Raw genomic sequence first — 13,780 nt, 5'->3', positions numbered from 1 at the left:
GGGTGCGATCCGGGGCGCGGCCGTGGCTGTCGCCGCAATGTCGCGCAGCTGTCGCGCGCATGTCACGACGCCTCGCGAGACTTCACTTGTCTAGACGACTTTGGAATCCAAGATGACCGGTGTCCTGCGCATCCATCAACTGAACAAGCACTTCGCCAACGGCCGGCATGCGCTGCGCGACGTCAACCTGGCCGTGAACCGCGGCGAGATGGTGGCGTTGATCGGCGCCTCGGGCTCCGGCAAGTCCACCTTGCTGCGGCACGTGGCGGGCCTGGTGGCCGCCGATGGCGCAACCGATTCGCTCATCGAGATCGACGGCTGCTGCGTGCAGAAGGGCGGCCGCATCCACCGCGACATCCGCAAGGTGCGCTCGCAGGTCGGCTTCGTGTTCCAGCAGTTCAACCTGGTGGCGCGGCTGCCGGTGCTGGTGAACGTGCTCGTCGGCTCGCTGCACCGCATGCCGTGGTGGCGCAGTTGGCTGCGCATGTTCACGGCGCAGGAGCGCGCGCTGGCGCTGGAGGCCCTGGGGCGCGTGGGCATTGCCGACTGCCATGCGCAGCGCGCCTCCACGCTCTCGGGCGGCCAGCAGCAGCGCGCGGCCATTGCGCGCACGCTGGTGCAGGGCGCCAAGGTGGTGCTGGCCGACGAACCCATTGCATCGCTCGACCCCGAGTCGTCGCGCAAGGTGATGGAGATTTTGGCGCGCATCAACCGCGAGGACGGCTGCACCGTCATCGTGTCGCTGCACCAGGTCGACATCGCCATGAAGTACTGCCCCCGCGTGGTGGCGCTGAACCAGGGCCAGGTGGTGTTCGACGGGCCTTCCTCGGCGCTCACGCCCGCGCTGCTGCGCGACCTGTACGGCGTGCAGGCCGACGAGCTGCTGCGGCCCGCCGCTCCGGCCGCTGTGCCCGAAGGCGCCAACGTGCATGTGCTGAACCCGGCGGCTCCCGTGTCGTGGGCCGCGCAAGCCGCATAGGCCGCGAAGAACACGTCTTTCTTCTTTTCCATCCCTCAATTTCCCTGGAGCCATCCATGATCAAGAAACTCATTGCCGCCACAGTGCTGGGCCTCGGCCTTGCCGGCGCGTCCCTCGCGCAGGACATCAACTTCGGCATCATCTCGACCGAGGCGACGCAGAACCTCAAGGGCGACTGGCAGCCGCTGATCGACGACATGAGCCGCCAGACGGGCCTCAAGGTCACGGCCTTCTTCGCGCCCGACTACGCCGGCATCATCGAAGGCATGCGCTTCAACAAGGTGCACATCGGCTGGTTCGGCAACAAGTCGGCGATGGAAGCGGTCGACCGCGCAGGCGGCGAGGTGTTCGCGCAGATGGTCAACGCCGACGGCACCCAGGGCTACTACTCGCACCTGATCGTCAACCGCGAGAGCCCGCTCAACACGCTCGACGACGTGCTCAAGAACGCGAAGAACCTGAGCTTCGGCAACGGCGATCCCAACTCGACCTCGGGCTACCTGGTGCCGGGCTTCTACGTCTTCGCGCAGAACAAGCTCGACGCCAAATCGATCTTCAAGGTGACGCGCAGCGCCAACCACGAGACCAACGCGCTGGCCGTGGCCAACAAGCAGGTCGACGTGGCCACCAACAACAGCGAGAACCTCGAGAAGGTGAAGGAGCGCTTCCCCGAGAAGTTCAAGGACATCAAGATCGTCTGGACCTCGCCGCTGATTCCGCTCGACCCGCTCGTCATGCGCAAGGACCTGCCCGAGGCCACGAAGGCCAAGCTGCGCAACTTCTTCTACAACTACGCCAAGACCGATCCGCGCGAGAAGGAGATCGTCATGAAGATCTCGAAGCTCTCGGGCTTCAAGGAATCGAGCGACAAGCAGCTGCTGCCGATCCGCCAGCTCGACCTGTTCGGCCAGCGCACCAAGATCGAGGCCGACGCCGTGCTCGGCGATGCCGACAAGAAGGCCAAGCTGGCCGACATCGACAAGAAGCTGGCCGCGCTGAACTGAGCGCCCGCCGCCTGCCACTCTCCTTTGCTGCCGCACTGTGTCCGCCATGCAACCCACGGTCCATATCGTCCGCCCGAGCGTGGCGCCTGCGGCCTCAGCCGCTCCCAAGCGCAGCCTCGCCTGGCAGCTCGCGTGGGCGGGCCTGCTGATCCTGCTGGCCGCGTCCTGGAAGGGCGCCGACATGCGCCCGTTCGAGCTCTGGCGCGATTCCGGCAACATGGCCACCTACGCGGCCGAGTTCTTTCCGCCGAATTTCACGCAGTGGCGCATGTACCTGCAGGAGATGGTCGTCACGCTGCAGATCGCGCTGTGGGGCACGGCGCTGGCCGTGGTCACCGCCGTGCCGCTCGCGCTGCTGGCGTCCGCCAACATCGTGCCCTGGTGGATCTACCAGCCGATGCGCCGCCTCATGGACAGCTGCCGCGCCATCAACGAGATGGTGTTCGCGATGCTGTTCGTGGTGGCCGTGGGCCTGGGCCCTTTCGCCGGCGTGCTGGCGCTGTGGGTGCACACCACCGGCGTGCTGGCCAAGCTGTTCGCCGAAGCGGTGGAGGCCATCGACCCGCAGCCGGTGGAAGGCATCCGCTCCACGGGCGCCAGCGCGCTGCACGAGATCGTCTACGGCGTGCTGCCGCAGGTGATGCCGCTGTGGATTTCGTATGCGCTGTACCGCTTCGAATCGAACGTGCGTTCGGCCTCCGTGGTGGGCATGGTGGGCGCGGGCGGCATCGGCGTGGTGCTGTGGGAAATCATTCGCGGCTTCCAGTACGCCGAGACCTGCGCGGTGATGCTGATCATCGTGGTGAGCGTGAGCGCCATCGACCTGGCGTCGGCGCGCATCCGCAAGTTCCTGATCTGAGCTGAAGGCGGGTTGGAACTGGGGCGGATTCTTTAAATCGCCTGCAACCCGCACCAGCACTCGCTTTCACCAATTCGTCCTATCCGCCGGGTACACGTTTGGGTACACCAAAACTGCCGGAAGCAGCCCCAGGTTTCAGGCATCACACTAGATGAGTGCCACAACATCGCGCAGGTGCGCTGCAGTCTGTGGCAACCCACGCTTCTCGAGCAGCGCGACCAACGCGATCGCGTCGACCTGCGGCCGGGCCCAGCGCTCGCGCATTCGCTTCAAAGCCGCGAGGGCGGCGAGCTTCTCCAGCATCAGCTGGTTGAGGACGAATTCGTCAGGGGTCTGTACCTCGATGCCGAACGGGTCCAGCACTTCCCTGGGAAAGTCCTTCTCGTTCCACGTCACGATCGCATCCGCGTGCCCAGTGATTGCAGCCGCCAGCACATGGCGGTCATCAGGGTCCGGGAGCTTCAAGCCCTCGATCAGGTGTTCGTAACCTGAGACGAGGCAGTCCGGAATGGCGTCCTCCATGGCTTGCGCAGCAGCGGCAACCTGGACTCCCATGCCGGGCCGGTCCCGCAGCAGGCTGCGCGTCCACTCCTCGCGGATGTGGACGGACCACTTCGCGCTATAGAGGTCCGCGTCGGCCAGGCTGAGCAGCACGTCGCGCAGCAACGCCGGGTACAGGACGTTGGCGTCGAGCACGGCTGTGTACCGGGCGCTTCCCGCCACTCACAGCTCCTCGCCCATCTCCTGGGAGAGGTCGTTCAATTGTTTGAGGGCACCGGCCGACCGCTGCTTCTGCTCGTCCTTGTAGCGCATGAGCTCTTCGAACTCGATGCGGCGGTGCCGGTTGATCAGCCGGCACTTCAGCCGGCCAGCCTCGATTTCCTTGATCACGAAAGGACGCGACACATTCAGGAGTGCCGCAGCTTGCTGCGTCGTGAGTTCCAGCTTCTGCGGGACGAGCATCATCGGCTCGCGCTTGGCCATCTGGCGCAACACGTCGGCAAGGAAGTGCAAGGCACGCGGAGGCAGGAGCAGCACCGGGGCTTCGCCCTTGCCGTCCCTGTCCACTTCGATGGTTATTTTGATCGCTTTTGCCTTCGAGTGATCCAGGGCCGCAACCAGGCACGCCGTCGCCGCACCGGCCATTTCCGCTTCCATTTCGCTGGCGGGGTCGAGTATCTGGTTCATGCTGGGTCCTTTCATAGCTGGCGCTACGCCGGCGCCTCAAGCGAAATATACGCACTAAACGCAATATTCGCAACTGACGGGCGCCGGAAAGAAGATGGCACTCTTGTCAGCAGGCGCCTTCATTCAGCGGCCGGATTCTGCGGCCACCCAGCGGATATTCCCTTGTCCCCGCGGCGCTGCCGCCTTGATCTGAAGCTCGCTGAGTTGCCCCATGGTGTACCCAAGATCGGCTGCGGTTGAATAGCAGTCTGGGGTACACCGTGGGGTACGCGCAAGAACGAGACTGTGTGAGATTCGGTGATGCCGCTTGAGCCGTCATTGGCAGGTTAAGTCCTTGATGTACAAGGGCTTTTGAGCGGCCTTGGGATCTACCGAGAAAGAAAAATGGTGGCCTGGGGCCGAGGCAGAATCGGGCAAGGACTTCCGCATGCACATGAACGCCCCGACATCACCCGCCATTCTCCAGCTCCACGACCTGGGCTTTTCCTATCCGGGCCAGCCCGCGCTCGCAACCGGCTGGTGCGCATCGTTGGGCGAGGGCGTCACGCTGCTGCATGGCGACACGGGCAGCGGAAAGTCGACCCTGCTGCGCGTGATCGCGGGCGCGCTGCCTTCGGCTTCCGGAACGCTGACGCTCGCGGGCGTGCGGCTCGACGCCGAGCCCGAGGCCTACAGGCGCAACGTGTTCTTCTGCGACCCGGCCGCCGAAGCCTTCGACCAGCTCACCGCGCGTGCGTGCACGGCCACCCTGAGCGAAGGCGACGCGGGCTTCGATGCGGCGCTGTGGCAGGCGCTGGTCGAGGGTTTCTCATTGGCGCCGCACATCGAGAAGCCGATGTACATGCTCTCCACCGGATCGAAGCGCAAGGTGGGGCTGGCGGCCGCGCTGGCCTCAGGCCGCCCATTGGTGCTGCTCGACGAACCCGAAGGCGCGCTCGACGCGCGCTCGATCGGCTGCCTGTGGCAGGCCGTCGCATCGCGGGCCGGGCGCGCGGACCATGCGATCGTCATTGCGAGCAGCGCGCGGCTCGATCACGTTCCGAAGGTTCCGCTCGCCGGCTGCATCGAGCTGCTGCTGCGCTGAGCGGTCCAGCGCAAGAGGTTCATTTCAGAGCGCGGACTCCCGAGTGCGATCGCGGTCCTTCCACTTGACCTCTCCTCGCTTCGGCTCTTGCTTGACTTCGCAAGCTCTGCCCCAGCGGTCCTCGCGCCAGTCCATGTGTCAGTCGTTGCGCCGCCAGCGGCAAGTGCTTACGCTCAGCGCCGATACGGATTGTGGGGGCGGCGGTCGTAGCGGTCGGGCACGCCGTCGCGGTCGCTGTCGCGGCGCGCGTGGCGGTAGCCGGCATGGCGGTCGTGGCGGTCGTGGCGGTGCTCGTAGCCGTGCCGCACGACATGGCGCGGCGGGGGTGGCGGAACAACGACCACATGCGGGCGATAGCCATGGTCTCCAAGGTGCGGCTGCGCTTGCGCAGGAGCACTCAGGGCGGCCAGAGAGAGCAGGGCGGCCGCAGCCAATGCGAGGGACAACTTCTTCATTGCAACTCCTTCGAGTCGTTGGATTCAGGAGTCCCCATGCTGAAGGCGCCATGTGAAGGGCCGGTAAGGCTGCGGCGAATTTCCGATGAACTTTTTGCAGGGCATTCCGGCATGCGCGGGCGCTGCCTCCCTAGACGGGCGGCATCCCCTTCAGCGCCCTCGCGGAGCGCGCGAGCCCTTCAAGGATCGGGCCCGACACCGCAGCCGGAAACCGCGCAGGCAGGCGCGCAGCGATCCGGTCGATCACGCCTGGCGTTGCCGCGAGCACGCGCTGGATGATGTTCTCGGCATCCGGGCCGTAGTGGCACTTCTGCGCCATGGCGTTGAAGTGGCGCCGCTCGATGGTCTTGAAGTGGTAGTGCCTGTTCTTGCCGGACAGGGCCATCGCGAGCTTGGCTTCGTGCCTGGAGAACTGGTTCGGGCCGTTGCCTTCCAGGGGCCAGATGGACATCACGTCGTAGAGGGGCGTCAGCCTGTAGCGGCCCATCGGGAGCCAGGCGATGCTGAAGTTCTTGGCATGCCCGTCGGGCGCGCCCAGCATCCAGAAGAGCAGCTGTGCGGTGAGGAGCGTTGCCAGGTCTTCCTCTGCGTTAACCGAATTGCGCAGCACGTCGGCGAGGTCGGTCATTCCCGGTCCGCCGTCCGCTTCGTATTTGAGGTGCGACGGCTTGCCGAGGGCCTGGCAGAAGTCTTCCTGCGGCAGGCGCAGCCACCAGTTTCCGGACGAATGCAGCCGGCGGTCGAAGCGCTCGACGGCCAGCACCTTCTGCGAACCGAACCGGAGCATCGCGGTGCGGGGAACGGGAACGCCGTACGCCTGGAGGATGTTCAGGCAGAGCCACTCGTTCTCCACCGAGGTGCTGAAGTCGGCCTTGCGATGGCCGACGAGGCCCAGTGGCAACTTCAGGATATGCGTGGTCGGGGTCGAACCCTGCGGGCGCACCCACTGGCCCTCGTGCCACAGAAGAGCGGTTTTCTCCTGGGCGCCCGCCAGGGAGATGCGCAGCTCGTCGCCAGGCACCGCCTGCGCGGCGAAGCTGCCCGGATCGACCGTCTGCTGCAGCAGCCGCTCGACGCCGGCTTCGCTCATCGGCTCGCCCTCGATGCGTTGCACATCGGCCGGGCTGGCGTTCTCTCCCAGCAGCTGGATGGCGCCCACGCAATCCCTGCCGATCGCCTGCAGCAGGTCGAAGGCCTGCGTCGTCTGCGTGCCGAAGCGGCTCGCGATGCGCTGGCGGATGGACAGGCTGTCCGGCAGCAGGTTGTCGAAGTAGTTGCTGACGACCGCGCCCTTGTGGGTGAAGCCGCGCACCAGCGGCAATGAAAGCGAGAGCGGGCGCCCTGCGGGCGAATCGGCCCAGGCATCGTCATAGCGCAGTTCGTCCGCCCCGTGCGCGGGGATGCGCCAGCTGCCGACCCGTTCACCGTTGGCCCAGATGGACAGTGCCTGCAGGCCCCGTGTGCGAGCCATGCTCACCACTCCTGGGAAGGTGCCTGGCTGCCGGTGGGCGCGAGCCTCTTGGAGCCCACCACCATCTCGAGGCCCAGCACGCCGAAGATGGCCAGCAGCTGCTCCAGGTTCAGCGAGCCCGGGTTGAGCTCCATGTGGGACATCCGGCTCTGGCTGATGCCAAGCCGTTCGGCCAGCCTGACCTGCGAAATGCCCGCTTCCTTGCGCGCGGCCTTGAGCAGCGCGCCGAGCTGGGAGGGAACCGAAAGGACTTGCTGCATGTGAATACCAATGAGATTGGTATCCTGAGATTACCTATATCATGGGTATTTGTCAAAAACCCATCACATGGGTAATTTTACGAATACCCATGAGATGGGTAAGCGGCCAACAAGCGCAGCCGTCCTCGAAATACTATCGATCCAGGAACTCGATCGCCTTGGGCACGAAGTCGGCATGGAACTGGAACACGCCACCGTGGCCGGCATCGGGGTAGATGATCAGCGTGCTGTTCGGAAGCCGCCACGCCAGCTCGTGCGAGTTCGCGGTCGGGACCATCCGGTCGTCGTCCCCGTTGACGATGAGCGCGGGCTGCCTGACCACCGAAAGATCGGCGGGCTGCTTGCGGCCCCAGGCCTTCACCGCCCGCAATTGCGCCAGGTACGCGGAGATCGTGATCTCCTTGTCGCGGTTTTCGGAGCGTTCCTTCAACCGTGCGAGAAAGGCCTTGCCGGCTTCGATGCCGCCCGGCGTGCGCGTGAAGAAAAGGAACTGCTTCGGATCCTGGCCGGTGAGAAGACCCCGCAGCAGGTCGCAGTGCGCGACCCTGGCCATCGTGCTGATGCCCTCGCCGCCCGCGGGGCCGGTGGCCGCAAGGATCATCTTGCGTACGAGTTGCGGCACCTTCAGCACGATTTCCTGGGCGATCATTCCGCCCATCGACAGGCCGAAGAGGTCGACCTGCGCGAAGCCCATCGCCTCGATGAAGGCGATGGCGTCGCTCGCCATCTGCTCCACCGAATCGGACGGCGAACCGCTGGATGCGCCGACGCCGCGGTTGTCGAAGGCGACCACGTGGTGCTTTGCCGCAATGCCGTCCATGATGCGCGGGTCCCAGTTGTCCAGGACGGCCGCCAGGTGCACGAGAAACACCACGGGTGTTCCGCCATGGTGCGCGCCGAGCTCCCGGTACGCAAAATCCACGCCGCCGGCGGAGATGGATTTCGTTGGAACGTCCGCCCAGCGGTGCACTCAGCCCACCTGCGGAAGGTAGCTGGGCCTGGGCGCGGTCATCCCTTGCTTGACCTGCTGCGTGAGCTCATCGGCCAGCACCTCGTCGAGGCCCGATTCGAGCCCGTCGAGCGCACGCTTCACGATGTCTTCAGGGCTCGTCTTCGGCACATCGAACCCGCGCGTGAGATCGGTGTCGACATAGGCCATGTGCAGTCCAAGCACCTGCGTCTTCTGCGCCGACAGTTCGCTGCGCAGGGCATTGGTGAGCGACCACGCGGCCGACTTGCTCGCCGCATAGGCTGCCAGCTCGCCGCCGTTCACCCATGAGGCAACCGACAGGACGTTGAGCAGCGCGCCGCCGCCGTTGGCTTTGAGAATCGGCGCGAAGGCCTTGCTCATGCGCAGCACGGCAAAGAAGTTGGTTTCGAAAATGCGCCGCGCCGTGTCTTCACTGTCGTCCGCGAGAAAGCCGCCGACCTGGGCAATGCCGGCGTTGTTGACCACCAGCGTCACATCGGATGCCGCAGCCGCGGCAGCCGCCACGTCTTGCGGATTGTTGACGTCCAGGCGCAGCGCCTGGACGCCGGCCTGGGTCACGGTTTCAGGGTTGCGGGCGCCCACATAAACCTTGCGGGCGCCGCGGGCCAGCAGCTCACGTGCGAATGCCAGGCCGATGCCGCGATTGGCGCCCGTGACGAGGGCGACGGAATTTTCGATCTTCATGAGGAATCTCCAGGAAAAGAAGGGAACGGGAAATGAACGGGGCTCACTTGAGCTTGACGACGACCTTGCCCTTGGCGCGGCCTGCTTCGACATAGGCCAGGGCTTCATTGGTGGATTCGAACGGGAACACGCGGTCCATCACGGGCCGGATGGCACCGGCTTCGATCAGGCGCGTGATCTCACGCAGCTGGGTACCGTTCGCCCTCATGAAGAGGAACGAGTAATCGACGCCGCGGTTTCTGGCCCGGCGCCTGATGCCCGAACTCAGCAGCCGCATGGCCAGCTTCACGAAGCCGGGTGCGCCGCTCTGCTTGGCGAATGCCGGGTCGGGCGGTCCGGAGATGGAGATGAGCTTGCCGCCGCGCTTGAGTACGCGCAGGGATTTCTCGAGCGTCTTGCCGTCCTGGCTGTTCAGGACCACGTCGTAGTCGCGCAGCACGTCCTCGAAGTCCTGCGTGCGGTAGTCGATGGCGACATCCGCGCCCAGGCGCTTCACGAGCTCGACATTGGTCGGGCCCGTGGTCGTCGCCACGCTGGCGCCCAGGTGCTTGGCCAGCTGGATGGCCAAAGTGCCCACGCCGCCGGAGCCCGCCTGGATGAAGACCTTCTGCCCCTTCTTGAGCCCGGCCTTCTCGACCAGTGCCTGCCACACCGTCAGGGCCACCAGCGGAATGGAAGCGGCTTCTTCCATCGTGAGGCCCTGCGGCTTCAGGGCGAGCGACGCCTCCTTGACCGCAACGAACTCGGCGAAGGTGCCGATCCGGAAATCGTCCGCCCGCGCATAGACCTCGTCGCCCGGCTTGAACTGCCGCACGCGCGGGCCGACCTTGGCCACGACGCCGGCCACGTCGTGCCCCAGCACCAGGGGCAGGCGGTACGGCAGGATGAGCTTGAACTCGCCGTTCCTGATCTTGGCGTCCAGCAGGTTCAGGCCTGCGGCATGCACCTCGACCAGGACCTCGTCGTCGCGCAGCTCCGGCGTCGGCATGTCGGCGGGCCGCAGTGCGGCTTTCTTGCCGTATCGATCGAGAACAAATGCTTTCATGGTTTTCCTTGTTCCTGGCGTATCCAGGTCTGTGAACGGCCCAGCATTGGCACACCGATGTAGCCGCGCACGCTGAGCTTCTTGCCGTTGTCGGTCAGGCGCACACTGCTGCGGTAGACCTTGCCGTTGTCGGGATCGAGGATCTGGCCGCCGGCGTATTCGCCGCCTTCCTTGGCGAGGCCGCTGAGGATCACCAGCCCGACGACCGGTGCGTTCCTGTTGGCGCCTTCGCACTTCTCGCAGGTCGGGTTCGGGTCTTCGTTCGGGGCCGGGAACACCTTTTCGATCTTTCCCTGGAGGACGCCGTTCGATTCGGTGAGGCGGATCAGCGCGCGCGGCTTGCCGCTGACGTCGTCGACGTTCTTCCACAGGCCGACGGGCGATGTCTCGTCCGCCCGGGCCGGCAACGCCGTGAGCGCTGCGGCCGCGGCGAGCCCCTGGAATGCGAGCGCGAAAAGGAGCGGAAGCGCGCGCGCCTTGCCGGTGGGGTTCCGCTTATGTCGCATGATAGTCATCATATTTTTGGTCGAACAGAAAGGGATTCGTGGGATTCGTGCCGCGGTGGATTCAGGCCGGCGTCAAATGCTTGAGCGTCGCCTCGCGCAGGCCGGCCGACAGCGCCGGCTCGTCGACCGCACGTGCCAGCAGCAAGGTGCCGACCATGGTGGCAACGGTCACCAGTGCGCGTTCATGCGCCGCGGGCTGCCCCCAGTCGGGCGACTGGCGGGCGACGAGATCGATCATTTCCTTGACGTACCGCGTGGTCACGCGCCGCACCTCGGCGGCCTGGCGCGGCGTTTCCGAGCCCAGCGCGGCCAGCGGGCATCCCGTCTCCGCGTGCGCCACATGCTCCGGCGAAAGATAGGCGCGCAGCATGGAGGCCAGGGCCTGCCCGGAGGGCTCGTCGGAAGCGACTTGTGCGGCCGCCGCGGCCGATTCGGTGCAGGCCCGGCCCGCCGCCTCGGCCAGCATGGCTTCGCGCGAGGGGAAATGGGCGTAGAAGGCGCCATGGGTCAGGCCGGCTTCCTTCATGATGTCGGCCACGCCGGTGCCGTCGTAGCCGCTGCGGCGGATCGCACGGGCAGCCACGGACAGGATGCGCTCGTGCGAGGCCTCCTTGGCCGCTGCTCTGACGCTGTGCTTTGTGTTTCGCATGATGCTTATCATACATCTTATGCGGCCATGGCGCCAGCAGGGCTGTTGCGGCAGAACGTTCCTGGGCGCCGCCGCGCAGGCGCCCAGGCCGTCTCGTCAGAGCTTGATGCCCGCGCCCTTGACCGTCGGACCCAGCACGTTCACCTGCTCCTTCACGAAACCGTTGAACATGGCGACGGTTTCGGGCTTGGCGACGATGCCCAGGTCGGTGAGCTTCTTCTGGATCTCGGGCATCACCAGCACCTCGTTGCAGGCCGCGTTGAGCCGCGCCACCACATCCTCCGGCAGCCTGGCCGGGCCGGACAGGCCGAAGAAGTTCTCGAGCACCAGCTTCGGCTGCTTGAGCTCGGCAATGCTCGGCACGTCCGGCATCAGCGGCGAGCGCTGGGCGCCGGTCACGGCCAGGGGCACCAGCTGTCCGCTCTTGAAGAAGGGAACGTAGGCGGTGATGACGTCGATGCCCACCGGAATGGTGTTGGCGATCAGGTCGGTGGTCATCGGCGCGCCACCGCGGTAGGGCACGTGCACCATGTTGATCCCGGTGATCTTCTTGAGCAGCTCGCCGTGGATGTGGCCGATCGAACCGGGGCCGCCCGAGCCGAAGTCCATGCGGCCGTCCTTGCGTCCGGCCGCCTCGAAGTCCGCATAGCTCTTGAACCCCGACGGCTTGCTGGCCATGATGACCAGCGGCGCCGCGCCCAGGTAGGCGATGTGGCTGAAGCCCGCCACGGGATCGTAGGGCTGCTTGTCGAGCGTGAAGGGGCCGAGCGCAATCGGCGTGGTGTTCGAGAGCATCAGCGTGTAGCCGTCGGGCGCGGCCGCGGTCACCTGCGCGCCGCCGATGGTGCCGCCCGCGCCGGGCTTGTTGTCCACGACCACGGGCTGCCCCAGCTTCTTCGACAGCTGTTCCGCAAGCAGGCGCGCGAGCACGTCGCTGGAGCCGCCCGGCGGAAAGGTCACGATGATCTTGATCGGCTTGTCGGGCCATTGCGCGAAGGCGGGGAGGGCGAGCGAGGCGGCGCCTGCCGCGAGCATGTGCAGCGCAGTGCGGCGGGTGGAGCGAAAGCGGGTGGTCATGGCGTTGTTCTTTGCGGGCGATGGGGAACCCACCGGATAGCAGGAACCGGGCCCGGCGCGGAAAGCCGCAATCCCGCCAAACTTGTTACTCCCGCGGCGGGGTGGGCGGTGCCAAACTTTTCTTCTCGCCCAACCAGGAGATTCAAGCCATGACGAGTTCCACCGAGAACGGAAAGAAGGGCACCGCGCCCGCCATGCACACCCCACCGGTCGTTTCGCCCGAGGCGTGGGAAGCGGCCCGCGAGCAGCTGCTCGTGAAGGAAAAGGCCCAGACCCGCGCCCGCGACGCGCTGGCCGCCGAGCGCCGGCGCATGCCGTGGATGGCCGTGGAAAAAACCTATGCCTTCGAAGGACCCGCGGGCAAGGTCAGCCTGCCCGAGCTGTTCGACGGCCGGCGCCAGCTGATCGTCTACCGCGCCTTCTTCGAGCCCGGCGTGTTCGGCTGGCCCGACCACGCCTGCCGCGGCTGCTCCATGGTGGCCGACCAGGTCGCCCACGTCGCCCACCTGAACGCGCGCGACACCACCCTCGTCTTCGTCTCGCGTGCGCCGCAGGCGGACATCGCGCGGCTGAAGGCGCGCATGGGCTGGGAGATCCCGTGGTTCACGCTCACCGACAGCTTCGACGCCGACTTCGGCGTGCACGAATGGCACGGCACCAACGTGTTCTACCGCGATGCAGGCGACCGCGTGTTCCGCACCTACTTCCTCAACAACCGCGGCGACGAGCAGATGGGCAACACCTGGAACTACCTCGACGTCACGCCGCTGGGCCGGCAGGAGGTGTGGGAAGACTCGCCCGAGGGCTACCCGCAGACGCCCACCTACAAGTGGTGGAACTGGCACGACAACTATGCCGAAGAGGCCGCACCCGACAAGAAGTGGGTCGAGATCTCCACCGCCGGCGAGGCGGCGTTCCGCGAGCAGAGCTTGAAGGCGAAGCGATGAGGCGGGGCAAGTAGCTTCGCGCGTGGCGCGCACTCAAGCCGAAAGCCGCAGCATCGGCAGGTGCCATCCGCCGTAGATCCCGCCGAGCCGGAGCGCCACGACCAGCAGCAGTCCCGCGTGAAAGGCCCAGCGGCGCGGCATTCCGGCGGCCTGCAGCAGCAGGTAGGCCGCAATGCCCGCGATGGCGGCAGAGCCGTAGATGCCGCTGCTCAGCAGCAGCGGAATGCGGGCCGTGAGCACATCGCGCAACAGGCCGCCGGCGGCGCCGGTCATGGTGCCCACCAGGATCACGACGAGCGCCGGCAGGCGCCGCTCCTCGGCCACCTGCGCGCCGGTCATCGCAAAGAGCGCGAGGCCCAGCGCATCGGCCAAGGCCAGCGCGTGCTCGGGCAGCGGGAAGAAATGAACCCACGCGATGGCGGCCGCGGTCGCCGCCAGGATCGTGTACACATAGCGCACTTCGCGGATCCAGAACACCGGATGGCGGTCCAGCAGCAGGTCGCTGCTGATGCTCAATAAAGTGCGTCGGGAAAATAAAGTGCGTCGCCATGTCGACGATTCCGTCGCGGGCTGGGGAGTTC

The 13,780-nt window shown here is 66.2% G+C and carries 17 protein-coding genes; 5 read left to right on the top strand and 12 right to left on the bottom strand.

All coding sequences use genetic code 11. The features are described from left to right. Positions 1-112 precede the first annotated feature (112 nt). The 3 genes from phnC to phnE are packed head-to-tail and all read left to right on the top strand — an operon-like array spanning position 113 to position 2,842. Positions 113-979, top strand: a complete 867-nt coding sequence (gene phnC / locus VPA02S_RS18905) for a phosphonate ABC transporter ATP-binding protein (protein ID WP_062365184.1) — start codon at positions 113-115, stop codon at positions 977-979. 56 nt (positions 980-1,035) lie between these two features. Further along, a complete protein-coding gene (gene phnD, locus VPA02S_RS18900) occupies positions 1,036-1,983 on the top strand; it encodes a phosphonate ABC transporter substrate-binding protein (RefSeq protein WP_062365183.1) in 948 nt (315 codons plus the stop codon). Positions 1,984-2,029: 46 nt separating this feature from the next. Then, positions 2,030-2,842 carry a phosphonate ABC transporter, permease protein PhnE gene (phnE, locus tag VPA02S_RS18895; protein WP_062365182.1) on the top strand — a complete coding sequence of 271 codons (813 nt, stop codon included), beginning with the start codon at positions 2,030-2,032 and terminating at the stop codon, positions 2,840-2,842. 147 nt (positions 2,843-2,989) lie between these two features. Here phnE and VPA02S_RS18890 read toward each other — a convergent pair whose 3' ends face one another. Together VPA02S_RS18890 and VPA02S_RS18885 are read right to left on the bottom strand one after the other, a co-directional pair. Further along, positions 2,990-3,538 (bottom strand): PIN domain-containing protein, encoded by a 549-nt coding sequence (locus tag VPA02S_RS18890; protein ID WP_230537871.1) that lies wholly within the window; start codon positions 3,536-3,538, stop codon positions 2,990-2,992. 27 nt (positions 3,539-3,565) lie between these two features. Then, complete coding sequence (locus tag VPA02S_RS18885) at positions 3,566-4,030, bottom strand: helix-turn-helix domain-containing protein (protein WP_062365181.1); 465 nt, start codon at positions 4,028-4,030, stop codon at positions 3,566-3,568. A 427-nt stretch (positions 4,031-4,457) separates the two neighbouring features. Here VPA02S_RS18885 and VPA02S_RS18880 point away from each other — a divergent pair, with 427 nt between their 5' ends. Next, on the top strand, positions 4,458-5,114 hold the full coding sequence (locus tag VPA02S_RS18880) for an ABC transporter ATP-binding protein (RefSeq protein WP_244883625.1): 657 nt from the start codon (positions 4,458-4,460) through the stop codon (positions 5,112-5,114). A 173-nt stretch (positions 5,115-5,287) separates the two neighbouring features. On the opposite strand, the gene VPA02S_RS18875 is transcribed toward VPA02S_RS18880, so the two are convergent. The 9 genes from VPA02S_RS18875 to VPA02S_RS18835 all read right to left on the bottom strand — a co-directional run bounded on the left by VPA02S_RS18875 (position 5,288) and on the right by VPA02S_RS18835 (position 12,252). Then, positions 5,288-5,569, bottom strand: a complete 282-nt coding sequence (locus tag VPA02S_RS18875; RefSeq protein ID WP_062365180.1) for a hypothetical protein — start codon at positions 5,567-5,569, stop codon at positions 5,288-5,290. A 130-nt stretch (positions 5,570-5,699) separates the two neighbouring features. Further along, positions 5,700-7,040, bottom strand: a complete 1,341-nt coding sequence (locus VPA02S_RS18870) for a type II toxin-antitoxin system HipA family toxin (protein ID WP_062365179.1) — start codon at positions 7,038-7,040, stop codon at positions 5,700-5,702. A gap of 2 nt (positions 7,041-7,042) precedes the next feature. Continuing rightward, a complete protein-coding gene (locus VPA02S_RS18865; RefSeq protein WP_062365178.1) occupies positions 7,043-7,300 on the bottom strand; it encodes a helix-turn-helix domain-containing protein in 258 nt (85 codons plus the stop codon). 133 nt (positions 7,301-7,433) lie between these two features. After that, positions 7,434-8,270, bottom strand: a complete 837-nt coding sequence (locus tag VPA02S_RS18860; protein ID WP_062365177.1) for an alpha/beta fold hydrolase — start codon at positions 8,268-8,270, stop codon at positions 7,434-7,436. Further along, on the bottom strand, positions 8,271-8,975 hold the full coding sequence (locus VPA02S_RS18855; RefSeq protein ID WP_062365176.1) for an SDR family oxidoreductase: 705 nt from the start codon (positions 8,973-8,975) through the stop codon (positions 8,271-8,273). 43 nt (positions 8,976-9,018) lie between these two features. Continuing rightward, complete coding sequence (locus VPA02S_RS18850; RefSeq protein ID WP_062365175.1) at positions 9,019-10,020, bottom strand: NADP-dependent oxidoreductase; 1,002 nt, start codon at positions 10,018-10,020, stop codon at positions 9,019-9,021. Continuing rightward, positions 10,017-10,538 carry a DUF2147 domain-containing protein gene (locus tag VPA02S_RS18845; protein ID WP_062365174.1) on the bottom strand — a complete coding sequence of 174 codons (522 nt, stop codon included), beginning with the start codon at positions 10,536-10,538 and terminating at the stop codon, positions 10,017-10,019. The genes VPA02S_RS18850 and VPA02S_RS18845 overlap by 4 nt, the downstream gene beginning before the upstream one ends. 49 nt (positions 10,539-10,587) lie before the next feature. Then, the gene (locus VPA02S_RS18840; protein ID WP_062365173.1) at positions 10,588-11,187 is read right to left on the bottom strand and encodes a TetR/AcrR family transcriptional regulator; all 600 of its coding nucleotides are present in this window, start codon (positions 11,185-11,187) and stop codon (positions 10,588-10,590) included. 84 nt (positions 11,188-11,271) lie between these two features. Continuing rightward, positions 11,272-12,252, bottom strand: coding sequence for a Bug family tripartite tricarboxylate transporter substrate binding protein (locus tag VPA02S_RS18835; RefSeq protein WP_062365172.1), 981 nt, complete (start codon positions 12,250-12,252; stop codon positions 11,272-11,274). A 149-nt stretch (positions 12,253-12,401) separates the two neighbouring features. Here VPA02S_RS18835 and VPA02S_RS18830 point away from each other — a divergent pair, with 149 nt between their 5' ends. Then, the gene (locus tag VPA02S_RS18830) at positions 12,402-13,199 is read left to right on the top strand and encodes a DUF899 domain-containing protein (RefSeq protein ID WP_062365171.1); all 798 of its coding nucleotides are present in this window, start codon (positions 12,402-12,404) and stop codon (positions 13,197-13,199) included. A 33-nt stretch (positions 13,200-13,232) separates the two neighbouring features. On the opposite strand, the gene VPA02S_RS18825 is transcribed toward VPA02S_RS18830, so the two are convergent. After that, positions 13,233-13,715, bottom strand: coding sequence for a TRIC cation channel family protein (locus tag VPA02S_RS18825; RefSeq protein WP_244883623.1), 483 nt, complete (start codon positions 13,713-13,715; stop codon positions 13,233-13,235). Positions 13,716-13,780: the final 65 nt, after the last annotated feature.

It is taken from the genome of Variovorax paradoxus NBRC 15149 (assembly GCF_001591365.1).
Classification (GTDB): Bacteria; Pseudomonadota; Gammaproteobacteria; order Burkholderiales; family Burkholderiaceae_C; genus Variovorax; species Variovorax paradoxus.
Note: the sequence above shows the minus strand (reverse complement) of the source record. Positions and strands in the feature narration are given on the sequence as shown.

Bases quoted from the DNA above. Each gene is read 5' to 3' on its own strand.
- VPA02S_RS18865 (WP_062365178.1), bottom strand. From the start codon at position 7,300: ATGCAGCAAGTCCTTTCGGTTCCCTCCCAGCTCGGCGCGCTGCTCAAG.
- phnC (WP_062365184.1), top strand. From the start codon at position 113: ATGACCGGTGTCCTGCGCATCCATCAACTGAACAAGCACTTCGCCAAC.
- VPA02S_RS18855 (WP_062365176.1), bottom strand. From the start codon at position 8,975: ATGAAGATCGAAAATTCCGTCGCCCTCGTCACGGGCGCCAATCGCGGC.
- VPA02S_RS18870 (WP_062365179.1), bottom strand. From the start codon at position 7,040: ATGGCTCGCACACGGGGCCTGCAGGCACTGTCCATCTGGGCCAACGGT.
- VPA02S_RS18830 (WP_062365171.1), top strand. From the start codon at position 12,402: ATGACGAGTTCCACCGAGAACGGAAAGAAGGGCACCGCGCCCGCCATG.
- phnE (WP_062365182.1), top strand. From the start codon at position 2,030: ATGCAACCCACGGTCCATATCGTCCGCCCGAGCGTGGCGCCTGCGGCC.
- VPA02S_RS18835 (WP_062365172.1), bottom strand. From the start codon at position 12,252: ATGACCACCCGCTTTCGCTCCACCCGCCGCACTGCGCTGCACATGCTC.
- VPA02S_RS18875 (WP_062365180.1), bottom strand. From the start codon at position 5,569: ATGAAGAAGTTGTCCCTCGCATTGGCTGCGGCCGCCCTGCTCTCTCTG.
- VPA02S_RS18845 (WP_062365174.1), bottom strand. From the start codon at position 10,538: ATGATGACTATCATGCGACATAAGCGGAACCCCACCGGCAAGGCGCGC.
- phnD (WP_062365183.1), top strand. From the start codon at position 1,036: ATGATCAAGAAACTCATTGCCGCCACAGTGCTGGGCCTCGGCCTTGCC.
- VPA02S_RS18840 (WP_062365173.1), bottom strand. From the start codon at position 11,187: ATGATAAGCATCATGCGAAACACAAAGCACAGCGTCAGAGCAGCGGCC.
- VPA02S_RS18885 (WP_062365181.1), bottom strand. From the start codon at position 4,030: ATGAACCAGATACTCGACCCCGCCAGCGAAATGGAAGCGGAAATGGCC.
- VPA02S_RS18880 (WP_244883625.1), top strand. From the start codon at position 4,458: ATGCACATGAACGCCCCGACATCACCCGCCATTCTCCAGCTCCACGAC.
- VPA02S_RS18850 (WP_062365175.1), bottom strand. From the start codon at position 10,020: ATGAAAGCATTTGTTCTCGATCGATACGGCAAGAAAGCCGCACTGCGG.